This is a genomic window from Acinetobacter sp. SFD (assembly GCF_001647575.1).
In the GTDB taxonomy this organism is placed as follows: Bacteria; Pseudomonadota; Gammaproteobacteria; order Pseudomonadales; family Moraxellaceae; genus Acinetobacter; species Acinetobacter pecorum.
This window is the reverse complement of sequence record NZ_LSZJ01000001.1, coordinates 501275-526633: the sequence shown is the minus strand read 5'-3', so window position 1 is coordinate 526633 and position 25359 is coordinate 501275. Positions and strand designations below refer to the sequence as shown.

The 25359-nt window shown below is 44.2% G+C and carries 23 protein-coding genes; 17 read left to right on the top strand and 6 right to left on the bottom strand.

Features of this window, described 5'->3' with window-relative positions; all coding sequences use genetic code 11:
* Positions 1-257 precede the first annotated feature (257 nt).
* From AY605_RS02555 to AY605_RS02525, 7 genes are all read left to right on the top strand, one after another.
* Complete coding sequence (locus AY605_RS02555) at positions 258-1229, top strand: RluA family pseudouridine synthase (protein WP_064094901.1); 972 nt, start codon at positions 258-260, stop codon at positions 1227-1229.
* 328 nt (positions 1230-1557) lie between these two features.
* On the top strand, positions 1558-2226 hold the full coding sequence (locus AY605_RS02550; RefSeq protein ID WP_064094900.1) for an HAD-IA family hydrolase: 669 nt from the start codon (positions 1558-1560) through the stop codon (positions 2224-2226).
* Positions 2227-2632: 406 nt separating this feature from the next.
* Positions 2633-3430 (top strand): 2-keto-4-pentenoate hydratase, encoded by a 798-nt coding sequence (locus AY605_RS02545; protein WP_064094899.1) that lies wholly within the window; start codon positions 2633-2635, stop codon positions 3428-3430.
* Between the two features lie 21 nt (positions 3431-3451).
* The gene (locus AY605_RS02540; RefSeq protein ID WP_064094898.1) at positions 3452-4348 is read left to right on the top strand and encodes an acetaldehyde dehydrogenase (acetylating); all 897 of its coding nucleotides are present in this window, start codon (positions 3452-3454) and stop codon (positions 4346-4348) included.
* A gap of 11 nt (positions 4349-4359) precedes the next feature.
* Positions 4360-5379, top strand: coding sequence for a 4-hydroxy-2-oxovalerate aldolase (dmpG, locus tag AY605_RS02535; protein ID WP_064094897.1), 1020 nt, complete (start codon positions 4360-4362; stop codon positions 5377-5379).
* Between the two features lie 800 nt (positions 5380-6179).
* Positions 6180-7451, top strand: coding sequence for an OprD family outer membrane porin (locus tag AY605_RS02530; protein ID WP_064094896.1), 1272 nt, complete (start codon positions 6180-6182; stop codon positions 7449-7451).
* A gap of 278 nt (positions 7452-7729) precedes the next feature.
* Positions 7730-8590, top strand: a complete 861-nt coding sequence (locus tag AY605_RS02525; RefSeq protein ID WP_064094895.1) for an alpha/beta fold hydrolase — start codon at positions 7730-7732, stop codon at positions 8588-8590.
* Between the two features lie 375 nt (positions 8591-8965).
* On the opposite strand, the gene hcaR is transcribed toward AY605_RS02525, so the two are convergent.
* Complete coding sequence (hcaR, locus tag AY605_RS02520; protein WP_064094894.1) at positions 8966-9874, bottom strand: DNA-binding transcriptional regulator HcaR; 909 nt, start codon at positions 9872-9874, stop codon at positions 8966-8968.
* A gap of 278 nt (positions 9875-10152) precedes the next feature.
* Here hcaR and hcaE point away from each other — a divergent pair, with 278 nt between their 5' ends.
* The 9 genes from hcaE (at position 10153) to AY605_RS02475 (ending at position 19242) form a co-directional block, all read left to right on the top strand.
* Positions 10153-11520: a 3-phenylpropionate/cinnamic acid dioxygenase subunit alpha gene (gene hcaE, locus AY605_RS02515; protein WP_064094893.1), complete on the top strand. Its 1368-nt coding sequence runs from the start codon at positions 10153-10155 to the stop codon at positions 11518-11520.
* Positions 11517-12035, top strand: a complete 519-nt coding sequence (gene hcaF, locus AY605_RS02510) for a 3-phenylpropionate/cinnamic acid dioxygenase subunit beta (protein WP_064094892.1) — start codon at positions 11517-11519, stop codon at positions 12033-12035. Before hcaE ends, hcaF begins: the two co-directional genes overlap by 4 nt.
* Positions 12035-12361, top strand: a complete 327-nt coding sequence (gene hcaC, locus AY605_RS02505) for a 3-phenylpropionate/cinnamic acid dioxygenase ferredoxin subunit (RefSeq protein ID WP_064094891.1) — start codon at positions 12035-12037, stop codon at positions 12359-12361. The genes hcaF and hcaC overlap by 1 nt, the downstream gene beginning before the upstream one ends.
* A 2-nt stretch (positions 12362-12363) precedes the next feature.
* Positions 12364-13179: a 3-phenylpropionate-dihydrodiol/cinnamic acid-dihydrodiol dehydrogenase gene (hcaB, locus tag AY605_RS02500; RefSeq protein ID WP_064094890.1), complete on the top strand. Its 816-nt coding sequence runs from the start codon at positions 12364-12366 to the stop codon at positions 13177-13179.
* Between the two features lie 70 nt (positions 13180-13249).
* A complete protein-coding gene (locus AY605_RS02495; RefSeq protein ID WP_064094889.1) occupies positions 13250-14215 on the top strand; it encodes a 3-carboxyethylcatechol 2,3-dioxygenase in 966 nt (321 codons plus the stop codon).
* 4 nt (positions 14216-14219) lie between these two features.
* Positions 14220-15449: a 3-phenylpropionate/cinnamic acid dioxygenase ferredoxin--NAD(+) reductase subunit gene (hcaD, locus tag AY605_RS02490; RefSeq protein WP_064094888.1), complete on the top strand. Its 1230-nt coding sequence runs from the start codon at positions 14220-14222 to the stop codon at positions 15447-15449.
* Positions 15450-15739: 290 nt separating this feature from the next.
* On the top strand, positions 15740-16648 hold the full coding sequence (locus AY605_RS02485) for a DMT family transporter (RefSeq protein WP_064094887.1): 909 nt from the start codon (positions 15740-15742) through the stop codon (positions 16646-16648).
* A gap of 185 nt (positions 16649-16833) precedes the next feature.
* A complete protein-coding gene (locus AY605_RS02480; protein WP_064094886.1) occupies positions 16834-17769 on the top strand; it encodes a cation diffusion facilitator family transporter in 936 nt (311 codons plus the stop codon).
* 417 nt (positions 17770-18186) lie between these two features.
* On the top strand, positions 18187-19242 hold the full coding sequence (locus AY605_RS02475; protein ID WP_064094885.1) for an MBL fold metallo-hydrolase: 1056 nt from the start codon (positions 18187-18189) through the stop codon (positions 19240-19242).
* Between the two features lie 3 nt (positions 19243-19245).
* Here the strand turns inward: AY605_RS02475 and AY605_RS02470 are convergent, their stop codons facing one another.
* The 3 genes from AY605_RS02470 to AY605_RS02460 form a co-directional block, all read right to left on the bottom strand.
* On the bottom strand, positions 19246-19641 hold the full coding sequence (locus AY605_RS02470) for a DoxX-like family protein (protein WP_228138631.1): 396 nt from the start codon (positions 19639-19641) through the stop codon (positions 19246-19248).
* Positions 19631-20074 carry a thiol-disulfide oxidoreductase DCC family protein gene (locus AY605_RS02465; protein WP_064094883.1) on the bottom strand — a complete coding sequence of 148 codons (444 nt, stop codon included), beginning with the start codon at positions 20072-20074 and terminating at the stop codon, positions 19631-19633. Before AY605_RS02465 ends, AY605_RS02470 begins: the two co-directional genes overlap by 11 nt.
* Before the next feature lie 97 nt (positions 20075-20171).
* Complete coding sequence (locus AY605_RS02460; RefSeq protein ID WP_064094882.1) at positions 20172-21692, bottom strand: catalase; 1521 nt, start codon at positions 21690-21692, stop codon at positions 20172-20174.
* A 621-nt stretch (positions 21693-22313) separates the two neighbouring features.
* On the opposite strand from AY605_RS02460, the gene AY605_RS02455 reads away from it, so the two are divergent.
* The gene (locus AY605_RS02455; RefSeq protein ID WP_004729442.1) at positions 22314-22493 is read left to right on the top strand and encodes a hypothetical protein; all 180 of its coding nucleotides are present in this window, start codon (positions 22314-22316) and stop codon (positions 22491-22493) included.
* On the opposite strand, the gene AY605_RS02450 is transcribed toward AY605_RS02455, so the two are convergent.
* Together AY605_RS02450 and ptsP are read right to left on the bottom strand one after the other, a co-directional pair.
* A complete protein-coding gene (locus AY605_RS02450) occupies positions 22490-22990 on the bottom strand; it encodes a hypothetical protein (RefSeq protein ID WP_064094881.1) in 501 nt (166 codons plus the stop codon). The two genes, AY605_RS02455 and AY605_RS02450, sit on opposite strands and share 4 nt — an antisense overlap.
* Positions 22991-23038: 48 nt before the next feature.
* A complete protein-coding gene (ptsP, locus tag AY605_RS02445; protein WP_064094880.1) occupies positions 23039-25336 on the bottom strand; it encodes a phosphoenolpyruvate--protein phosphotransferase in 2298 nt (765 codons plus the stop codon).
* Positions 25337-25359 lie beyond the last annotated feature (23 nt).

The following is a 25359-nucleotide window of genomic DNA, read 5'->3' as shown; positions in this document are numbered from 1 at the left end:
TGCCGATATAATAAGCCTTCGGCGTGGCATAATTCTTTGGGGACCTTCTCGTATCATGTGAGTCTTTAATTGAACAATCAAGTTCAGAAAAATCTGAAATGATTTAATTTTTACTCACAAACGATGGTTTCCGTGCGCTGACTATATCAAACCTTGCATCATCTGCCTATGGGCTAAGCTTATGTTTCTTGTGTAAAGCATAACCTAAATGATCAGTTTTTAATCAATTTTAGTATTTTTTAGGTCATAGTAACTGTATGAATTCTACGCAACAATGGCAAAACGTCACTTGGTTTGAAGTGGATGAACATCAAGATGGACAACGTATCGATAATTTTTTGTTTAGTCGTCTGAAAGGTGTGCCAAAAAGTCGTATCTATCGTCTGATTCGTGAAGGCCAGGTTCGCGTCAATAAAAAACGCATTAAAGCAGAAACCAAACTCGCAATCGGCGATCAGATTCGCGTTGCACCGATCCGCTATGAGCAGAAAGACGAAACCGCGGCCCCTGTTTCGGACAAGGTCGCACAAGGCCTGCTTGCTCGCGTGATTTATGAAGATGAGGGCCTGATGGTCGTCAACAAACCATCAGGAATTGCCGTGCATGGCGGTAGCGGTGTAGCCTATGGCCTGATTGAAGGCTTGCGTGCCGCAACCGGTAAAAAATATCTGGAACTGATTCACCGGATTGACCGTGATACTTCCGGTTTGGTGATGATTTCCAAAAAGCGCAGTGTGCTTAAAAATCTGCAAGACATGCTGCGTGAACATAAGATCAAAAAAACTTATGCAGCGGTGGTAAAAGGACAGGTCACTTTAGACAAGCAGCTGATTGATGCGCCTTTACATCGTTATGAGCTGGCCAACGGCGAACGCCGGGTCTGCGTGTCACCGAAAGAAGGCAAGGAGTCTAAAACCCAGTGGAACGTGCAAGAACGTTTTATGCATGCCACATTGGTTTACGCATCTCCGCTTTCTGGTCGTACCCATCAGATTCGTGTACATGGTTTAAGTATTGGTCATCCGTTGGTCGGTGATGAAAAATACGGTCATGAAACAGAATATCGTGGTCCAAAACCACGCCGTTTATGCTTGCATGCAATGCGTCTGGAAATTCCGGGGTATCCGACCATTGAAGCGCCATTGCCAGAAGATATGCAGAGTCTGGTGGCGCAGTTAAGAGCACAGAAAGCGGATAAGGTTGTAACGACCGTAGCAGATGATGAGTAATTTTTAGCTTTTTAATGAATCCTCTTTGATGTCCTACTTTTTTCAAGAGGAGTGAGGGGGATTTGAAAAGTTATCGTAATGTGAAATTAAGGCAATGCTGCAATAGGTATTTGTTTTATTCGAATAGCATTGTGTGGGCGTTGGCTTACTTTTCAGAGATGAAAAGTAACAAAAATCTTTTGTAGATCTGATGGCGCGTCCTTGCGCCACAGATCTACAGCGACATCCATGTCGCAATCGAGTAGCGAATACCTGTATGCCGTTCTCCCTCCTTTTTCAAAGGAGGATCGGGGTGGATTTAGACTGAATCAAATATTAGGAACCTTAGATGAACTCACCTGTAAAACTGGTCATTTTTGATTGGGATGGCACTTTATTTGATTCTGTCGGTCAGATTGTGGCAAGCCTGCAATTTGTCGCACAGCAATTTCAGCAGCCTTTAACTGCTGCAGATGCGAAGAGTATTATTGGGCTGGGTTTACCTGAAGTTGCACAGCGTCTTTTTCCAGGTGTGCCAGAATTACATAGCGATATTTTACAGGCCTATTCAGAACACTATGTCGCGAACTCGGTTGAGGATGCCTGGTTTGAGGGCATATCTGAAATGTTATATGCATTAAAAGATCAAGGTATCAAGCTGGCAGTGGCCACAGGAAAAAGCCGTAAAGGTCTGGATCGTGTATTAAGACAGACCAACAGTGAGGCCCTGTTTATCAGCACGCGTGCTGCCAGTGAGACCCGCTCCAAACCTCATCCACTTATGCTGCAGGAAATTCTGGCTGAAACCGGTGTAGAGACACATGAAGCGATCATGGTTGGCGATACCTCCTATGATCTGGAAATGGCCATGAATATAGCCATGCCAAGTATCGGCGTAAGTTATGGCGTGCATCAGCCTGAACTTCTGGCGCAATTTAATCCGGCCAGTATCGTGGACGATGTGGCTGCTTTACATAAAGAACTATTGGCTAAAGTCCAATGGAAACAGGCCGTTTAATTTATTATCTTGGTTACAGTAAAAAGAACTGATTTCCCAGGTTTAAATTGGCTGGGGAATGCTGCAGATTTAAGCATTTATTCTTATCTTTTAGTCTAAGGCCATAATTATACTGATTTTCTGGAATCAGGTTATGGTCACTATTCTGCTAAATGATGATTTACTCTAAGATTTAAGATTTTGTTTTATATTAATTTTTATAATTGGTCCTTATAGATAATAGCTATAGCAAAAAATAAAATAACTATTGGCACAAATGCCGGATTTTTCCCATCCTAAAACCGTTTACTCCTATGCTCACTCTGATAAAGGTAGGTCATGCACGTGATCAGCCTGATTATGTGCATATTTTCTGTCCTGTCAGATTCCAGCATAAGCCTAATTTTTGCAGTTTAAGGAAACATTGATGTCGAATTCTGCTGTCGTTGAATCAGTTGCACAAGCACTGCGTAGCGCTGAATTATCACAAACCGCGATCACACCAATTCGCCCGGAACTTGGCGGTGAAAGTGCTGACGTAGATATCGCCTATGCCGTTCAGGAAGTGAATACCGAACGTGCTTTGTCTGAAGGTCGCCGTCTGGTCGGTCGTAAAATTGGTTTGACTTCTAAAGTCGTTCAAGCACAACTGGGTGTAGACCAGCCTGATTTTGGTATGTTGTTCGCGGATATGGCATACGGTGACGGTGAAGCGATTCCGGCCGGCCTTCTGATTCAGCCGAAAGTTGAAGCAGAAATTGCATTGGTGATCAAAGCAGATCTAACCAAAGAAAAACACACTTATGCAGACATTATCAGTGCCACCGACTATGCACTTCCTGCAGTAGAAGTCGTGGATAGCCGTATCGAAAACTGGAAAATCAGTCTAATCGATACGGTTGCTGATAACGCATCTTCAGCGGCTTTCGTGTTGGGTTCACGTCCTGTGAAACTTGATAATCTTGACCTTGTAAATTGCAAAATGACCATGACTCGCGGTGAAGAAGTCGTGTCTCAAGGTGTAGGTAAAGCGTGTCTTGCAAACCCATTAAATGCCGCAGTTTGGTTGGCTGACGAAATGGTACGCCGTGGTCGTCCATTACTTGCAGGTGACATCATTTTGACTGGTGCGCTTGGTCCAATGGTTGTAGCCCATGCAGGCGATGAATTCGTTGTTGAGATTGAAGGCTTTGGTTCAGTAACAGCTGCATTTGCTGCTGAATAAGAAAATATTGAGAGTACATTCATGAAAAAGATTAAATGTGCAATGATCGGTCCAGGTAATATTGGTACGGATCTGCTTTATAAATTACAACGTAGCGAATGGTTAGAGCCAGTATGGATGGTGGGGATTGACCCAACTTCTGAAGGTCTTGCGCGTGCTGCGAAAATGGGTTTAAAAACCACTGCTGAAGGTGTAGACGGTCTTCTTCCTCACGTTCTTGAAGATGACATCAAAATTGCATTCGATGCGACTTCTGCATACGTTCACGCAGAAAACAGCCGTAAGTTAAATGAACTTGGCGTGCTCATGATTGACTTAACACCTGCTGCAATTGGGCCATTCTGCGTGCCACCAGTCAATCTTGAAGCATTGCTTGAACAAGGTGAAGTGCCAAACGTGAACATGGTGACATGTGGTGGTCAGGCAACGATTCCGATGGTTGCTGCAATTTCACGTGTTCAACCAGTTGAATACGGTGAAATCATTGCAACTGTATCTACAAAATCTGTAGGTCCAGGTACACGTAAAAACATCGACGAATTCACACGTACAACTGCAGGTGCAATTGAACAAGTGGGTGGCGCGAAACAAGGTAAGGCAATCATCATTATTAACCCGGCTGAGCCACCGTTAATGATGCGTGACACTGTTCACTGCCTAGTTGAAGGCGAGCCGGATCAAGCAGCGATCACTGAATCTGTTCACGCGATGATCCTCGAGGTTCAAAAATATGTACCAGGTTACAAACTGGTGAATGGTCCAGTATTTGATGGTAACCGTGTTTCTATCTTCCTAGAAGTAGAAGGTTTGGGTGACTTCTTACCTAAATATGCAGGTAACCTTGACATTATGACTGCAGCAGCTGCACGTACAGCAGAAATGTTTGCAGAACGTGTTTTAAACGCAGCTGAAGCTTAAGGAGTTACCACATGTCTAAAATTATTATTAATGATATGACTTTACGTGATGGTATGCATCCAATGCGCCATCAAACTACACCTGAGCAAATGGTTGCGATTGCAACTGCACTTGATGACGCGGGTGTACCGTTAATCGAAGTGACACATGGTGATGGTCTTGGCGGTAACTCTGTAAACTACGGTTTTGCCGCAGCAACTGACGAAGAATACCTGAAAGCGGTGATTCCAAACCTTAAACAAGCGAAAGTATCTGCACTTTTACTTCCTGGTATTGGTACGGTTGATCATTTGAAAATGGCACATGACGTTGGTGTAGCAACGATTCGTGTTGCAACACATTCAACTGAAGCAGACGTATCTGAACAGCATATTACTGCTGCACGTAAATTGGGTATGGACACTGTGGGCTTCTTGATGATGGCGCACATGGCTTCTCCAGAAAAATTGCTCGAAGAAGCACAAAAAATGGTGTCATACGGTGCAAACTGTGTGTATGTGACTGACTCTGCGGGTTACATGCTGCCACAAGACGTGACTGATCGCGTTGGTATTCTACGTGAAAACCTTGGTTCTGATATCGAAATTGGTTTCCACGGTCACCATAACCTAGGTATGGGTGTTGCGAACTCTGTTTCAGCAGTACAAGCAGGTGCAACTCGTGTTGACTTGGCCTCAGCAGGTCTTGGTGCAGGTGCGGGTAACACGCCACTTGAATTGTTTGTTGCGGTAGCGAACCGTATGCAAATGGAAACAGGCGTTGACTTGTTTAAAGTGCAGGACGTTGCAGAAGACCTTATCATTCCAATGATGACACATCAAATTCGTGCGGACCGTGATGCGGCGACTTTAGGTTATGCGGGTGTTTATTCTTCATTCCTATTGTTTGCTAAACGTGCTGAAGCGAAATATGGCGTATCTGCGCGTGAAATCCTGATGGAACTTGGTCGCCGTGGTACGGTTGGCGGTCAGGAAGACATGATTGAAGATTTAGCTTTGACGATGTCTAAAGCACGTGAATTACAAGCTTAATGGCTTGAAGTTGATGTGAAAAAAAGCGTCCGAAAGGGCGCTTTTTTATTGCTTTCAGCATTGCCATCCTTAAGAGTTGGATGATTATTTGAGAACTTTTTCTTCAATGAGCGATGATGCCCATGCCGCGGTCAAATAAGATGGCCGGCCGAAGTGTAAGTAAATCCGTACTGGTTCAGCAAGGCTCAATACTGCCATCAGTAAAGAATAGCCAGCCTTGAACTCAAAAGTAGGAATGCTATAGCCAGGACCACAACAGCTAAATGTCGTTTGAGATGCAATAAGGTAAGTCCTCATTCATGTTTTTATTATAAATTTTGAGCTGTATTGATATCTTTGTTGAACTTGGCATGAAGAAGAAACATTCGTAGATAAAATATTTATTTTTGGATATTTAAATCAAAATGTTGAGGAGTTGAAAGAGATCTAGCGAGTTATATTTGGATATTAGTAATATATTAAAACGATAGCATGAGATATTATTTTTATTAAACTTTATTTATTAAAGATAATTCTGATAATTTCCTTAAACATAAAAACGATAAATAAAAACTGGTATTTTAAAGTTTTTTAAAAATTTGCTCTTATTAATAGAAGAAACAAAAAATTGAATTAAATGTCTGGTCAACTTTTTATTTTTATTAATCGCTTTAAAATCTAAGAGATTTATCGCTTAAATAGGACTCGGTAATATGAAGAGTCAAAGGGGGAAAACTTTAATACTGTAGTCGGATTTTTTATTGAAATTGACTTACGCATGATGGCGGCATGGATTTTATCTGCTGAATGGGGAACTCATCATGCATCGTCACAATTTATGGATAGCAATACTTGCTGCGACAGCAACTTTAGGGACAACTGCAACGAATGCAGATTTTATTGACGACAGCAATGTTCAACTGAAGTTTAAAAATTTCTATTTAGACCGCCAATATCAGGATAATTATTCGGCACGTAACTGGGGTTCATGGTCGCAAGGTATAACGCTGGATGCCAAGTCTGGCTATCATGATATCGGTGCCGGGGTGCAGGTCGGGGCTGATGTTCTGGTTCAGCATGCAGTCAAACTCAAAGCTCGTGATCGCAATCCAGACTGGGTTTTACCGCATGATGGCAAGGAGTCAAAAGACCATTTCGGTAAAATTGGTGCAACGTTGAAAGCCAGAATTTCACAGACTGAATTAAAAGTAGGGGAGTTACTTCCGGTATCTCCTGTTCTGGTATTCGATCCATCGCGTCAGTTATTGACGACTTATAGCGGTGCCTGGTTAGAATCCAAAGAGATTAAAGATACTAAACTGACTTTGGCGTATGTGGATAAAATCAATAACCGTTACGACAATCAGTTCCGTGATTTAACCTTGTTTGCGCCTGCTAGAGGCAAAGACTATTACGATAATGGTGAAGTTTCTGACGGTATGTGGATTGCAGGTGTAGACCATCAGCTCAGCAAAGAAGTGGGCGCAAGTTACTGGTATGCCGATGTTCAGGACATTTACCAGCAGCATTATCTGGGCCTGAGTTATAAAACCCAGTGGGGTGAAAAAACCAGATTAGACAGCAATGTCCGTTATTTCAATAACTCCGAATCTGGCGATAAGCTATATGGTGAGATCGACAATCAGGCCTTATCTGTAGCTGCAAAAGTGAATCATGGAGCACATACCGTCGGTGTGGGTTACCAGCAAATGTTTGGCGATAGTGCATTCCCGACGTTAGGTGGCTGGGTGCCACAGCCTTATCTGGCGAACTGGGGAGTAGCAACCTTTACTGCACCAGAAGAAAAATCATGGAACGTTTCTTATGGCTATGACTTCTCTGAAGTCGGTTTGAAGGGCCTGAATGCTACAGCGATTTATTTTAAAGGATACGATCAGAAAGGTACTGGGGCTTATCAAGGTCAGAACTTCAATACCGATGAGGTGAATGCGATCATCAACTACACTGTGCCAGAAGGTAAATTAAAAGGTTTAGGCGTACAGGGGATGTATATTGATGTGAATTTTGCCAATCCGGCAAAACCAGATCTGCAGGAATACCGTGTAGCCACTACTTATACCTATAAATTCTAATATCAGCGTATTTTCAAGGCAGTCAGTTTTCTGGCTGCCTTTCAGGTTTAAGAATCCAATTAAAGCCTTAAATTTAGTAAGGTTTATTTTAAATTAACAATGAAAACAATGACTTAAATTATATCTATTTTATAGGGTGCAATCGAAATTTTGTATCAGTTGATTGCAGTTGAGCGGTTAATATAAGGGTGTACACAAGTCATTTTAATGAGTCAACTTGACGTGGCGTTCTTGAAAATAGAGGGACACGCAAGCTAAAGACTGTAAGAGGAAGCAATATGAGCACTGTTCAAATCCCTGACTATCAAACAGATCCATTCTTTGGCTTAGAAGACAAATGGATTGAAACCGCTGAAGGTGAGTTGACCCATTACCACGAAATTGGTGAAGGTACACCAATTCTGTTTTTGCACGGTTCAGGTACAGGTGTATCGGCTGCAGCGAACTGGTGGTTGAACCTGCCTTCAATTGGTGAACAAGCACGTTGTATCGCAATTGACACGATTGGCTATGGTCAGACAGTGGTTGCTCCAGGTACACAATATGGTATCCGCGCATGGGTAGACCATGCGATCCGGACTTTAGATGCGTTAGGTATCGAAAAAACCTGGCTGGTGGGTAACTCTTTAGGTGGCTGGTTGGCATTCCAGTTGGCACTGGATTATCCAGAGCGTGTACTCGGTATCGTATCTATGGGTACGGGCGGCGCAAAACAGACTGCTGCATTGAAAGCACATGCAAACCCAGTTCTTACAGAAGAAGGGATCAAGAAAACCCTGTCTATGTTCGTAGTGAACAAAGACCTGATTACAGATGAACTGGTAAAAGTACGTTTTGCTTCAGCAGCAAATGACTATGCTTCAAACCGTTTGATGGATGTGGTAGGCGCACGTGACCGTGACCGTTTTGAATTCCCGCTCGACTTTGAGAAAATGAAAGACATCACTGTGCCAGTACTATTGATTCACGGTACGCAAGACGTAGTAATTCCAGTATCCCGTACATGGGATATCTTGAATGTGGTACCAAATGCTGATGCGCACATCTTCAGCCAATGTGGTCACTGGTCTCAAGTTGAAAAATCAGATGAATTCAACACTGTAATCAAAAACTACCTGGCTGTTCACGGCGTAAAATAAGTTTGATACAGTTTTAAAAAAAGGATGGCTCGGCCATCCTTTTTTATACGTTATATATTCAACGCACCGTATATAAATGAATATGATTCTCATTCACCAAAGTGGGTTCGAAAAAATCATGATTTTTAGATACTTGTTGAATTTAAACCGAGAAAAACCTGAATTAAGTTTTATTAGACTTAAGTTGTAAACGGAGCACATTTAGAGTGAAAAAGATGCATGATTGGACGGGGCTAAACTATAAACTTAAGTACTCGCCAAGCAGTCCTTATCAAAAAATAGAATTAAAAATAAATCTTTAAGCAAAAAATAATAAAACGAAAAAAGCATATGTCTACCAAAATTCGAATGACATATGCTTAACCAAGAAGGAGTTTAATTCTGTTCGTTGCGGTTAATATCGAGATAGAACACCCGGGTCAGAAGCTCAAGAAATTTGCTGACTGCATAGGATTTATTGTTTTTGTGGTAACTGACATACAGGTCCAAATATGGCAGCTCTACGTCCAGAGGGCGAATCACAGTATTTTCCATAGTCAGCGGTGCGATATAACCAGGTAAAATCGTGCACCCCAATCCGATACCGATCGAGTTGATATTAAACAGGATATTGTCAGCTTTTTGGACAATATTAAGTTCAATGCCGTTAGCCTTGGCAAAATCCAAAATTGTATGGTGCAAGGTAAAAGACTGCTCTGCTGATGGAATGATAAAATCAATACCATTCAATGCCTTAACTGGAATACGGTCATATTTTGCCAGCGGATGGTCTTTGGGTAGCAGGAAAATCAGCGGTTCACGAATCACGAACTGACTTTCAATTTCATCGCTATTGAAATTATGACGGGTAAAGGTCAGATCCAGATCACCTTTTTTTAACAGGCGCATTTGCTCATTGTTGTTCAGACTGAGCAGTTCAATTTTTAAATCCGGATTCTGCACCCGCAGATTAGGCAAGATATACGGGAAAATTTTCATTTCGGCTACTGGAACAAAGCCAATCCGGAGCATTTGCTGCTTGGCCTGTGACACCTGACGCGCCATGGCAACGGCCTTGTCTGCTTGTGCCAGGGTCAGGCGAGCCTGTTCCAGGAATACGGCACCTTCTTCGGTCAGCTCCACTTTACGTTTGGTTCGGTTCAACAGCTTTACGCCGACGTCTTCTTCCAGGTCCTTGATTTGCTGGCTAAGAGAGGGTTGAGCCGTATAAAGTTTAAGTGCGGCCTTGCTAAAGTTCAGTTCTTCAGCAACGGTAATAAAGTAGCGGAGGTGTCGTAATTCCATGTCATCAACCCAAAGAGTAATCCAAAAAATGTCTTACTATAATTTCATCAAAGTATAATCTATAAATAACTATGTCGTGAAGATTATTTTGCCATTCATAAACTAAATGCTCTGAAAGGATTAATGGATGTTTTAATATAAAAATCCACGTCCTTAATAATTGCTTTAAGCTATTAATTGAAACAAAAAAAATATTTCCCCAAATCCCGCCTAAAATCCATTATCCATTCGAATTGAGTCTATTTACTTTGTGCCTTGATGGGTCACAGGAGATTTTCATGAGTGGAAAAATTGATGTGCGTGAAATCGACGCTTTAGTCGATGCACAAAATGGACGTATCACTCCATCTATTTATACAGATCCAGATATTTACGAATTAGAACTTGAACGCGTTTTCGGCCGTACCTGGTTGTTCCTTTGTCATGAGAGCCAGATTCCTAAGGCTGGTGACTTTTTCAACACCTACATGGGTGAAGATCCGATCATCGTGGCACGTCAAAAAGATGGCTCAATCAAAGCATTCTTAAACCAGTGCCGTCACCGCTCAATGCGTGTGAGCTTCGCAGACTGTGGGAATACACGTGCATTCACATGCCCGTACCACGGCTGGTCTTACGGTATTGACGGTTCTTTAAAAGACATCCCGCTTGAAGAGCGTGCTTACCCACAAGGCGCATGTAAAGAGCAATGGGGTCTGGTGGAAGTTAACCGTGTTAAATCATACAAAGGCCTGATATTCGGATGCTGGGATGAAACAACTCCAGATCTAGAAGAATACATGGGCGATATCGCCTGGTACCTAGATGGCGTTGTTGACCGTCGTCCAGGGGGTACAGAAATCATCGGTGGTGTCCACAAGTGGGAAATCGAGTGTAACTGGAAATTTGCAGCTGAACAGTTTGCATCTGACCAATACCACGCATTGTTCTCTCATGCATCTGCAATTCAAGTGCTTGGTGCGAAACCAGACGACGAATCATCTAAGAAATTAGGTGCTGCGCAAACTGCTCGTCCTGTTTGGGAAACTGCCAAAGATGCAATCCAGTACGGTTCACGTGGTCACGGTTCAGGCTTCTTCTTCACAGAGAAACCAGACGCAAACGTATGGGTTGACGGTGAAGTTGCCAACTACTTCCGTGAAACTTACGAAGAAGTAAAAGAGCGTCTAGGCGAGACTCGTGCATTGCGTCTTGCAGGTCACAACACCATGTTCCCAACATTGTCTTGGTTGAACGGTACTGCAACACTTCGCGTATGGCATCCACGTGGTCCAAACAAAACTGAAGTTTGGGCATTCTGTATTGCGGATGCTGAAGCATCTCAAGAAGTGAAAGAAGCATTCGAGCGTTCTGCAACGCGTGCTTTTGGTCCTGCTGGTTTCCTAGAGCAAGATGACTCTGAGAACTGGATCGAGATTCAAAAAGTTTTACGTGGTTACAAAGCGCGTCAAAACAAACTCATTATGGAAATGGGTAAAGGTAACGAGAAAGTACGTGAAGATGGTATCCCGGGTATCACCAACTACATTTTCTCTGAAACTGCAGCACGTGGTATGTACCGCCGCTGGGCAGATTTATTGATCCATGAAAAATGGGAAGACGTGGAAAAAGCGGCTGACGAATATGAGAAGGAGCTTATGAAATGAGTCAAATCAGCTTAGAACTTCATCATCAAATTAGCCAGTTCCTTTACCGTGAAGCAAAGCTGCTTGACGACTGGAAATTCCGCGAATGGTTGGACACGTTAGCTGAAGACATTTCTTACACGCTACGTACCACACCAAACGCACAAACCCGTGACCGTCGTCGTTCAGTTGAACCACCTACCACTTGGGTGTTCAACGATACGAAAGATCTTTTAGAGCGTCGTGTGGCTCGTCTTGAGACCGGTATGGCTTGGGCTGAAGAGCCTCCGTCACGTACAACTCATATGGTTTCTAACGTGATTGTTGAAGCCACTGAAGTTGAAGGCGAATACGACGTGTACGTAACGTACCTGTTGTACCGCACGCAAAAAGAGAAAGACGTCGTGATTTACTGTGGTAAACGTCATGACAAGATCCGTAAAGTTGAGGGTGGCCTAGGCTTCCAGATTTTCAACCGTAAGATCATGCTTGACCAAGTTACTTACAGTTCACATAACCTGAGTGTGTTCTTCTAATGAATAAGATTTTTGTATGCCAAGTTGACGAATTAGACGAAGGCGAAGCATTGAAAGTAGATTGTGGCGTAAACGGTATCGATGCGCTGGCAGTATTCAACAACGGTGGTGAGTTCTTTGCAATGAACGACCGTTGCTCACACGGTAACGCTTCAATGTCTGAAGGTTATCTGGAAGATGACGGTACTGTTGAATGTCCACTTCATGCAGCACGTTTCTGTTTAAAAACAGGTCAAGCACTTTGCTTACCAGCGACTGATCCAATCCAGACTTTCCCAGTGATTGTTGAAGATGGTCAATTGTTTGTAGAGATGGCAGGAGAGTAATCATGGGTTGGCTACAAGGCGAAGTTGCACTTATTACCGGTGGTGGTTCAGGCTTAGGCTGGGCATTGGTTGAACGTTTCCTGGAAGAGGGCGCACAAGTTGCCGTTCTTCAGCGTTCACAATCAAAAGTTGATGCACTGAAAGAACATTTTGGTGACCGCGTGCTTGCGATCGCAGGTGATGTGGCCAGCTATGAAGATAACGTTCGTGCAGTTCAGGCAACTGTGGAACGTTATGGCAAACTCGATTGCTTCGTAGGCAATGCCGGTATCTGGGATCATTATGCAGATATCGTCAATACCTCAGGCGAGCAGCTAGAGAAAGCCTTTGACGAGATTATGGGGATTAATACCAAATCTCTGATCCTCGGTGCGAAGGCTGCACTGGATGCATTGATCGCTTCTGAAGGTTCTATCATATTTACTTTGTCTAATTCAGCACTGTACTCCGCTGGCGGAGGCCCTGTATATACTGCATCTAAGCATGCCGGTGTCGGAATTATGAAAGAACTGGCCTACGAGCTTGCGCCTAAAGTACGAGTGAACGCTGTTGCACCATCAGGTATGAATGTGAATATCAAGGGTGCTGCATCTTTAGGCCAGGAAAATCTTGGTCTGCTGGATGCACGCGATCCTGAGAAAATCGCACGTGGCATGCCACTGAACTTCTTACCTGAACCGGAAGATATGACAGGTTCATACGTGCTCTTGGCATCTCGTCAAAATAACCGTCCTCTGACCGGTGTTCTGATCAATGCAGAATGTGGTCTGGGTATCCGGGGCTTGCGTCAGCCACGTGCTGGTTTCTTTGACGAATAAAATCTAGTCTGAATCAAATGGACTTATCGGCAGCCTGTTCTAAGGCTGCTTTCCTTTTCAGGAGTCTCTCATGGCCGTTAAACTCATTTGTGCATCGCACAGCCCCTTAATGGAATTTGCTTCCCCGCAAGAAAAACGTCAGGAAGTCGCAGTACGCGAAGCTTTTGACCAACTTGCAGCTGAAGTGAAAGCTTACGACCCAACCTTAATCATTACCTTCGGTCCTGACCATTTCAATGGTTTCTTCTATGACCTGATGCCAAGTTTCTGCGTGGGTATCCGTGCCAAAGCGGCAGGTGACTGGGATTATGGTAAAGACAATGACCATATCGATGTACCAGAAGACAAAGCCTTGGCGATGGTGCGTCGTGTACTGGACGAGGGTGTGGACGTGGCATACTCCTACCGTATGCAGGCCGACCATGGTGTGACTCAGCCACTGCATTTCTTGTGCGAAGGTCAGTTGGACCGTTATCCAACCATTCCTGTGTTTATTAATGGTGCTGCAGCTCCAATGCCAACCACCAAACGTACCATCGCTTTGGGTCGTGCAGTCGGTCAATACATCAAATCTTTAAACCTTGAAAATGAGCGGGTACTGGTTTTAGGTACAGGTGGTCTGTCACATGATCCACCTACACCGCAAATGGGTTCAGTACCACCAGAAGTGGAAGAGTTCCTGATTGCCGGTCGTCATCCGACTCCGGAAGCACGTTCAGCACGTCAAGCGAAAATCATTGCTGTGGGCCAGAAACTGGCAGCAGGGGATACCTCTGTTGCAGTTCCTCTCAATGCAGAATGGGATATTGCACTGCTGGAAAAATTCAAGAATGCCGATTTTGCTGCACTCGAAGCGATGACTGAAGCTGAAATCCGCCGTGAAGGTGGCCGTGGTGGTCAGGAAGTCCGTTCTTGGATGGCTGCTTTTGCTGCTTTAAGCGAGATGGGCGAATACGACATGACAACACACTGCTATGAAGAAATCAGTGAATGGATTGCGGGCTTTGGCATCGTATCTGCAGAGTTAAAAGGTTAATGACATGAGCAACATCGAAACTATCGTAATTGTAGGTGCTGGCCAGGCAGGTGCAAGTGCGATTTTAGAACTTCGTGGCAACAAGTACGAAGGCAAAATCATTCTGATCGGTGATGAAACGCATCTGCCTTATGAGCGTCCACCACTGTCTAAAGACGTGATTCTAAAACCTGAAGAAACCAAGATTGAAATTCTGTCAGAAGAAAAACTGGCTGAACTTGGCGTAACAACTATCCGTGGTAATGGCGTTGCAAAAATCAATGCTGAAGCCCACACGGTTGAACTTCAACATGGTGACGTTGTTGCTTATGACAAACTGTTACTTGCCACTGGTGGTGCAGCACGCCGTTTGCCAAACTTCGATGCACTAGGTAAGCATGTTTATACCCTGCGTAACCTGGAAGATTCACAGGCACTGGTTCCTGTACTTCAAGCAGGCCGTCGTATTGTCCTGATCGGTGGTGGTGTGATCGGTCTGGAACTGGCTTCTTCTGCACGTTTCAAGGACTGTCAGGTAACTGTAATTGAAATGGGTCCTATGGTCATGGGTCGCTGCTCGCCGCGTATCCTGAGCGAGTTCCTGTTAGAGCAACAGCGTCTGGCCGGAATTGACGTTCGTCTGGAAACCAAGATTGCAGACTGCAAGCTGGATGGTGAAGAAGTTGTGATTACCCTTGAAGGTGGTGAAGAACTTCGGGCTGATGCTGTAGTGTACGGTATCGGTATTGTGCCAAATGCACAGCTGGCTGTAGAGGCCGGTCTGGATGTTGATTTTGCAATTAAAGTGAATGAAAACTGCCAGACTTCAAATGCAGACATTTACGCTGCGGGTGACGTAGCAACTCAGTTACGTGACTGTGGTAACCACCGTCGTGTAGAAACCTGGGAAAATGCCAACCTGCAAGCAGGCATCTTTGCACGTCATGTGATGGGTGTCGAGCATCCAGTGGCCAATCCAGCATGGTTCTGGACAGACCAACTGGATATCAACTACCAGTTTGTTGGCGATATGGCTGCAGCTGAATGGCAGGTTCGTGGTGAAATCAATCCAGAACTTCGCGCTGAATCCTCATTCGTGATGTTTGGTGTGACTGACGGTGTGATCGTTGGTGGTATCACGGTGAATGCTGCTAAAGAAATGCGTCATCTGAAAAAGCTGATCAGCAAGCAGGCTGCATTTGAAGCAGACAAATATCTGGATCTTAGCCAGGATCTTCGTAAGCTTGTGAAGTAATCTCGGTTTACAAAGGAGCAGACCTCGGGCAACCTGGGTCTGCTTTTTTATGGCTACTTTATTTATTGTTTTGGCATGATCACTATTTATATTGCGACGTTTAATTACTTTGTGCAGGTGTGTCTTACTTTTCAAAGATGAAAAGTAACAAAAATCTTTTGAGCGTTTGAGGATACTTCCTTGTATCCCAAACGCTCGAGCGGCATCCATGCCGCTTGTAATATTGCTAATCGTGGATTTGAACAGAACTTTTGGTTTAATTCTTTTTATTATATTTAATTGAGTTGTATATGAATTCAAACTCATCTCCCATGATTTTAACAGCCAGCATTTATGCCTTGTTGGTGCTCATTTGGGCCGCCACACCATTGGCCATTGTTTGGAGTGTGGCTGAAGTGCATCCGATGTGGGTGCTGGTGATTCGTTATTTTGGTGCCTGTGTCATTGCTTTGGTTTTATTGGCAATTATGCGTAACCCATTGCCATTTGATCAAACGTCATTAAAAAGTTATGTGGCAGGTAGTCTTAATTTAATTGGGGCACAATTGTTTATTTATCTGGCTGCCAACTATTTAACGTCAGGTCTGATGGCGCTGATTTTTGGATTCTCGCCATTGATTGCCGGTTTAATCGGTCATGTGATTTTAAAAACTCATAAACTGATCTGGGTACAGTGGCTTGGTATGGCAATTGCAGTAGGTGGCCTGTGTTTTGTTTTCGCTGACTCGGCAGACAGCAAGATTAACCCATGGGGTGTGGTACTGATGCTGATCAGTATGGTGTCCTATATCAGTTCGATCTTCTGGGTTAAACAGATCAATGCACCATTAAAGCCAATGTCGCAAGCCACGGGTTCGCTGCTGGTTTCTGCGCTGGGTTCTTTATTACTGATTCCATTTATCTGGCAGCATTTTCCAACCCAGATGCCAAGCAGCCATGCCATCATCGGATTTATATTTACCATGATTCTGTCTTCGATTGTGGCGATGCTGTGCTATTTCTGGCTGATTCGTCGTCTGGCCGCTTCAACAGTCTCTCTTAGTAATGTCATGACGCCAGTGATTGCCTTGGTACTGGGGGCTACATTGAATAATGAAATCATCAGCAGCCATGCTTTTGCGGGTGTTGCTGTGGTGATGTTCGGGATTATCCTGTATTTCTCTAAAGAATGGCGTGAGCAATATTTTTCCAGACACTAACCCTTCCATGAAGGGAAAGGGAAAATTTTTTTATTAGGTCTAGATATTTTCCAAAAGCAGACTGGAAATGCTAGACCATCACGACGAAACAACAATTTGTAAAACAACTCGGTAGTCAAAACACTTTAAGATGCAAGACATAAGATCAATAAAGCTTGATCAAGATTATTTGGGACAGTGTCAAGATGTCTGAATCCAATAAAATTGTCGTTTATGCAGCCATGTTCGGCAATTTGGCGATTGCCCTGGTTAAATTTGTCGCAGCCTATATTACCAACAGCTCTGCAATGCTGAGTGAGGCTGTTCATTCGGTAGTCGATACCTTGAATGAAATTCTGCTGTTATACGGAATGAAAAAAGCCAAAAAACCTGGAGACGTTAAACATCCGTTTGGTTATGGCCGTGAACTATATTTCTGGGCTTTTATTGTGGCATTGCTGGTATTTGCACTGGGTGCCATTGTCTCTATTTTTCAGGGTATTTATCACATTATTCAGCCTGAAGAAATGCAGAATCCTATGATCAACTATATCGTGCTTGGCATAGCCATTTTATGTGAAGGGTTTTCATGGTCAGTGGCACTAAAAACATTTCGTAAACAAAAAGGAAATATGGGATATTTTGAAGCCTTTCGACGGAGTAAGGACCCAACTACCTTTACCGTTTTATTTGAAGATACTGCTGCACTGATCGGCTTGGTGATTGCCTTGGTCGGTATCTTTCTTGCTCATCAGCTAAATATTCCCGAACTGGATGGGGTAGCCTCAATCTTAATTGGGGTGGTGCTTGCCGTATCGGCCTGGTTTTTGGCACGTGAAACCAAGGGCCTGTTGCTCGGTGAGACTGCGGATCCTAAACTGCGGGAAAATGTATTAAATATTGCGCAACAGGATGCTGCAGTTTTTAGTGCCAACGGGGTATTAACGGAACAGATGGGCGCGCATCAAGTCATTGCATCCTTAAGTCTGGAATTTAAAGATGATTTAACATCCGATCAAATTGAAGCCTGTGTAAACAGGATCGAGACCCAGATTAAACAATTGCACCCGGAAATTATTGCCCTGTTTGTAAAGCCACAAACCAAGGCCGTATGGTTGGAGCGAACCTTAGGCCGTGTATAACCCATATAAAAAATCGCTTGAGCCCATTTTTTCTGATTTCAGCCTGTCTCTCCGGTATGCTTAAGCTGATGAAACTGATCCTCGTCTGGGGAGCAGATGCACTCTGTCAGAAAGTTACCCATAGGAGTCATGACTTTGTCAAAATGAGCCTAAAAGGGTTTGGCATCATTTTGTATGTTTAGGCAGAAGGCTGCGAGCAGTATTTTTCTTATAATCTGTGACTTTTATAAGCTGAAAGATTTTTACATGGTGTTTTTATTAAAAATAACAAAAACATACATGATTAACGATATTGGATTTCATACTATATTGCTACGCGCCTGTTTTAAGTTTGTATGCTCATTTAAACGCTGCTGCACTTGACGATTTCAAGCGGTAGCTAACTTGCATATAACGAATAATAAATAGTGGATATTTATGCAAGATTTTTTTAAAACTAAAAAATTTCAGTTACCCACACAGTCCAGCTGGAAACATGTCTGGTCTAAGCCGGTATTTGAGTATCTGCATTCCGATCATTTTGATGGTCAACGCTTTCATAATCTGGAATATTCCCCATTATCGCGCAGTCGTTTTGATTTATATAAATGGCTGGTTACCCGAAAATCCAGTACCTGGCAAGTCAACCTTGATGAGGAGCGTGCCGAGTTTTTTGCACGTCCACGTGCTTTGCCGCAGCATCGTCCTGATGCTCCCCTAGATGACTGGCAAATCTGGTTTATTGGTCATGCCACCGTACTCATTCAGATTGGACCTTATAATTTCCTGACCGATCCGGTCTGGGGCGAATATGCTGGTCCTTCTGCATCTACCGGGCCACAGCGCGTCATTCCGGCAGGTATTGCCCTGGATGAACTACCCCATATTGATGCTGTGTTGCTGAGCCATAACCACTATGACCATATGGATCTGGCCAGTCTGGAATGGCTGCATACGACTTTTCAGATGCCGATTTATACAGGATTGGGCAATGCCTGGTATTTGCCAGAACATTATACCGTGCATGAAATGGACTGGTGGGAAAACGCCTTTTTTGAAGAGATCAGGATTGTCTATACACCGGCGCAACATGCTTCTGGGCGCGGCATACGCGATCAGAACTGTGCCCTCTGGGGAGGTTTTTCTTTATTGCATGGCAAGGAGCATTGTTTCTTTGCCGGAGATAGTGGCTATGCCTCACATTTTAAAGAAATCCGCAAACGTTTAGGTGCGCCGCGGATCGCCTTGCTGCCAATTGGTGCGTATGAGCCACGTGAACTGATGCGCGCGATTCACATGAATCCGGAAGATGCTTATCATGCCCATCACGATTTGCAGGCCAAATGCTCACTGGCCATTCATTACCGCACTTTTCAGCTGACTGATGAAGACCGTGATGCACCAGAGCATGACTTGCATGAGATTATCAAGCATTCCTCCAAGTTAATTAATCCGTTTTACTGCATACGTGAAGGCAAACGGATTATTGTCTAAACGCTATGCTTGTTCTTGCCAAATGAGTTGAATAGCCACTACAGAAAGCATGAGCATGGCGATATTCATCACCACGGGATTGAATGCCGCAGTGAGTTGTAAAGGTGCGGTAAGTACAATCAGCAGCAGTAATCCTGCAAGTCCCATTATATTTAATCCATGCAATAGAATTGATCTGTTCCATTTCAGAAAGCATACACCCCACAGCATTTCACATCCCCCAGAAAAGCCCACCAAGGTCTTGGCAAATGCCAGCTCAAAACCCATATTTTGCCAGATTGTGATTTCAGCAGGGGACTGGAACAGAATTTTTGGAATCAGTCCTTGATAGAACCAGAGCATTGCCAAACTTAGCCCAATGCTACACAGTACCTGATTGAAAACGGGCTTAGGATTCACGAAGCGCATTTTCCAGAAAATGGCGTTTATTTTCGCCGGAGGGGATCAGGCAATATTCAGTTTTGCCGAATAGCGTGTAGCGATTTAAAGCGATCACACGATACAGAAAATCCCGGATAAAACGCGGAACCAAATAACCTGCGCTCATTAAATTAAATGGAAAACCGAGATGCTGCAGCGCCTTCAGTAATGCAGTCGATTCGGTATACAGTGTGCCATCTCGGATGACAAGCATGGTGGTGCAATGTTCAGTGGACATCTGATAGTGCTCAAGCAGGGCAATACCTAAAGGAGATTGGGCAGAGACCAGTTTAAACTGTATTTTTTTATCGTATTGAATTAAAAATCGTGCCCAGCCATTACAGATCACGCAAACGGCATCAAACACAATGATGTCGTGCTGTTGAATGATGTCTTCAATATTTGGATGCATTCTGGTATTTCTTTTTGTATGAGCTTGCTTCTATAGTGCTGGATACCGCAATAAAAAACCACCCGAAGGTGGTTTTTCTATACATATCTAAAGTGGCTTAGATGAAACTAGGTAGCCCTTTGGCTGGGTCGCTTTCACGAGCCGCTTGAGCATCTGCTACAGTCATCCCCAGTGCTTGTGCTACGCCTTCACCGTAAGCGGGATCACAATGATAACAGTTGCGGATGTGACGGTATTTGATGAAATCCAGGGCATCGCCCATTGCTCTAGCCGTATTATTGAACAGCGCCTGTTTCTGCTGGTCATTCATTAGATTGAACAGGGCACGAGGTTGGCTGAAGTAATCACTGTCATCTTCACGAAAATCCCAGAAATCGGCATCTCCGGTAATTTTTAGTGGCGGTTCCCTGAATTCCGGCTGCTCCTGCCACTGGCTAAAACTGTTTGGCTCGTAATGCGGCAATGAACCATAGTTGCCATCCATGCGGCCTTGACCATCACGGCGGTTCGAATGTACAGGACAACGTGCCGCATTGACTGGAACCTGTGAATGATTTACTCCTACACGGTAGCGCGCTGCATCGGCATAGTTCACTAAACGTGCCTGTAACATACGGTCTGGTGAATAGCTGATACCTGGTACCAGATTGCTTGGTGCAAAGGTGGCCTGTTCCACATCCTGGAAATAGTTCTCCGGATTGCGGTTCAGCTCGAATTCACCGACTTCAATCAGTGGATAATCGCCTTTCGGCCAGACTTTGGTCAGGTCAAATGGATGATAAGGCACTGTTTCAGCTTCCAGTTCCGGCATGATCTGAACGTACATTTTCCATTTTGGATAGTCACCACGTTCGATGGCATCAAACAGGTCGGTCTGGCTGCTTTCACGGTCTTTAGCGATTAAGGCTTCAGCTTCAGCATCGGTCAGGTTCTGGATACCTTGCTGGGTACGCATATGGAATTTCACCCAGAAACGTTCATTATTGGCATTGATAAAACTGAAGGTATGACTGCCAAAACCATGCATATGACGGTAGCCGGCCGGAATCCCACGGTCTGACATGACAATAGTCACTTGATGAAAGGCTTCAGGCAGTAATGTCCAGAAATCCCAATTATTGGTGGCACTGCGCTTGTTGGTTTTCGGATCACGTTTGACTGCTTTATTCAGGTCCGGGAACTTGCGGGCATCACGCAGGAAAAATACTGGAGTATTGTTGCCGACCAGATCCCAATTACCTTCTTCAGTATAGAATTTCAGGGCAAAACCACGAATATCGCGTTCTGCATCGGCGGCGCCACGTTCACCTGCCACTGTTGAGAAACGTGCAAACATTTCGGTTTTTTTGCCGACTTCCGAGAAAATTTTAGCGCGGGTATATTGGGTAATATCGTTGGTCACAGTAAAGATCCCAAAAGCACCGGAACCTTTGGCATGCATACGACGTTCTGGAATCACTTCGCGGACAAAGTTGGCCAGTTTTTCATTCAGCCATAAATCCTGGGCAAGTAAAGGTCCACGCGCACCTGCCGTCATACTGTTCTGGTTGTCGACTACAGGTGCCCCAGCCTCAGTAGTCAGGTGGGTAACAGGACATTTTTTAAAATCTTGGCTCATCTTTCTCTCCAAGTTTTGAATATTTTGTAGCCTCTATTCAGTATTCACAAAATATTGAGTAATTTGCCAAGGGCATGAGGTGTTACTCTATTTTCAATATTTTTATATAAATACTGTTAAGGCCCAAAATGGGATTCACAGGATATGATTGAGTAAAGTTACTCAAATAGGATTTTAAAGGTCAATGAAGACTAATATATTGAAAATTAAAAGTTTACTTTTTGAAAAGTAACGACTTTTCTGCACTCTGACAATATCAAATTCTACTTATTTTGCATAATTCGAATAATGAATGGGATTAAACGAAAATAACAATATTCAAGTCCATAATATATTTTTAACCAAAGATTAAGATAATAACTGTAGAGCATTGTTTAAAATAAATTTTATAACTATTTTATTTTAAATGGTTTTTGACTGGGTCTTGCTCGGCTGAAAGAAAGCATAAAAATGATGAATAAAATAATAAGGTGTTCTGGTTATAGCCCTCATTTTTGCCTCATGTAAAATTCTGTCTAAATGAACTTTTTTTTAAAAAAAGCATTGGCAAATATGCTTGAAAATTAATCAGTCAGCCTTATAATTATCTCACTCCTTCCTCCAAATGATATAGAGAGCAAGATGGCCAAGAAGAAAACAGCCGAGCAGGTGGTGATCCATAATTTTGTGGCAAAACACATGCATGAAGTCAACAAAAGCCAGGTCTTTGTAGATCGAAAGAAAAATGCAAAACGAGGCTACAACAAGCACAGACAAGGGCGATATTCCATGGAAGATCGCCCTTTTTTAATGGCAGCTTAAGGTTTATAAGGTGGTTGGGGGCGATGTGGTGGCTGTTTGGGGTTGGATTTGAGTGGAGAAAGCGGGGCGACTGGCCGGGTACGACGGGTTTGTGAATATTGATTTGGACGACGGGACTGGGTTGAAGATTCATCCGTGATTAAATCACTGAAAAGTTTATGTAGTCTGGTGTGAACAGGCGCTTCAGGGTGAGGGGAATGAGGCTGCGGCCTGGCCTGTTGAAAACTGGCAAATTGATGTTTTTGTTGCTGATAAAGTTTGGCGGCCATCACGGACGGGTCATGTCGGCCTAAACGCCGTCGTTGCGATGCCGAAATTTCAATGCCCAGTAGTGGCGACATTTTAGGCCGTTCGGTAGAGTTGCTGGTCCGATTGCTGGCAGGGCGGGAGCGAGATGAATACGAATCATCAGTATTTTTTCGGGCTTTTAAGGCAGGTGCAATAATAACAATATAGAACACTACACCTACCATGAACAGAATGACCAGAAATTCCATAACCACCTCCACCAATGTCGAGAGTGAGGGGGCTGGAAAAGCCCCGTATTAAGCACCTACCATACGCGTGGCTGATTTCACTATATCTCCCAGACCATGAGTTCTGAAATAATATTCTAACCAGCTTTTTACCATGAGTGGATTGTCCATTTTTAACACATGTTGTAGCAATTCCTGTGCATCACTCATCGGAACATGACAAATGGTTTTACGAACCCGCAGAATATTACTTGAACTCATCGACAGGGTATTAAAGCCCATGGCCATGAGTAAAACGGCAGACAGCGGATCACCCGCCATTTCCCCGCAGATACTGACCGGTTTTTCATTGCGATGACAGTCCTGCACCAGACGGGTCAGGGCACGCATTACTGCAGGGTGCAGGTGTGAATAGACATTGGCCACCCGTGGATTATTACGGTCGACGGCCAACAGATATTGGGTCAGATCGTTGGAGCCGACCGAGAAGAAATCGACCAGTTCGGAAAATTCATCAATCTGATATAGCACGCTGGGAACTTCCACCATAATACCGAGTTTAGGCTTGTTTACCTTGACCTGTTCCTCTTCCTGAATCGCCGCATGATCACGTTCCAGCAGGTAGAGCGCTTCTTCGACTTCACTGACACTGGTCACCATCGGCAGCAGAATATGCAGGTTATTCAGTCCGATACTGGCTTTGAGCATGGCGCGAATCTGTGAAGAAAAAATTTCCGGATGGTCTAGGGTAAAACGAATACCACGCCAGCCGAGTGCGGAATTTTCTTCTTCAATCGAGAAATATGGCAGGTCTTTGTCGGCCCCAATGTCCAGCGTTCGCATCACCACCGGTTTATTGGCAAAGTGACTGAGCTGCTGACGATAAATCGCACGTTGTTCTTCTTCACCTGGGAAGCGGTCACGTAACATAAACGGAATTTCAGAGCGGTATAGGCCAACGCCTTTGGCACCACGTTGCACACCACGGACTACATCAATCATCAGGCCGGTATTGACGAATAGTTTTACCGCTATGCCATCCGGGGTAATCGCATCTTTGGTTTCGTACTGGCGCAGATCTTTAGCGATTTGTTCTTCTTCTTTTTGAATTTCTTTATAGCGACTGCGCAGGCGACGTGGCGGATTAATAAAGACCCGGCCCTGATGCGCATCGACAATCATTTCCACATCATCGAGGGTATTGATTGGCAGTTCGGTTACGCCGACCACAGTCGGAATACCGAGAGCACGCGCTACAATCACCATATGTGAGTTCATGGCACCTTCAGTGGTGACAATTGCGGCAATTTTATCTACTGGTAATTCAACTAGTGCTGCCGTCGAAATTTCTTCACCAATCAGGATGCTTTCATCGGTCAGTTCACGGTGACTGGCATCTGCTTCCTGTAAACGGGCCAGAATACGGCGGCCCAGATCTTTCAGGTCTGCCACCCGCTCACGTAAATAATCATCTTCCATCTGGGAAAATTGTGCCACATGATTGTCAATGACAATCCGCACCGCGCCTTGTGCCCAGTGGCCTTCACGGATAAAAGCCTTGATTTCTGCAGGCAGTGCATTTTCATCCAGCATCCGCAAGAACACACTAAACAGTGCGCGCTCTTCAGCCATGAGTGCATCCTGCATCTTGTCATCCAGCCACTGAATTTCTTCACGGACTGAATTCAGCGCGCTATCCAATAACATTAGTTCTTCACTGATATCGTCGGCTTCACGTTCCGGTACGGCAGTCAGATCCGCTGGCGGATAAAGAATCACTGCACGGCCTAAGGCAATACCCCCTGAACCGGAAACCCCCTGAAAGGTTTTATAGGCAGGCAGGTTACTCGGTTTACGGAATACATCAATATTGCCGACCGCATGGGCATGCGCAATTACGCCTGAAAGCTGGGCACAGAGCGTAACCAGAAAAGATTCGGCAGCTTCGGAAAAATCCTGTGGCTCCTTGTTTTGAACAACCAGTACGCCCATGACCTTGCGACGGTACATGACTGGAACGCCAAGAAAAGAGTTATAAAGCTCTTCACCGGTTTCTGGCAAAAACAGGAACCGTTCATGTTTAGGAGCATTGTCCAGATTGACAATTTCTTCACGCTGGCCTACCAGCCCTACCAGCCCTTCCCCTGTCTGCAAGGATACATGGCCGACGGATTCCGCATTCAGGCCCTTAGATGCCATGAGTAGATAGCGCTGATTACGTTCATCGAGGAGATAAATCGAGCAGACATCAACCTGCATGGCTTCGGCTACATGATTGACCATGATGTCAAGTGATTCATGCAAACTGGTGGACGCATTGATCTCCTGAACAATACGTCTCAAGGTGTCCAGCTGCATATTCGACATAAGGTCTGCTCCATCAATTCAGA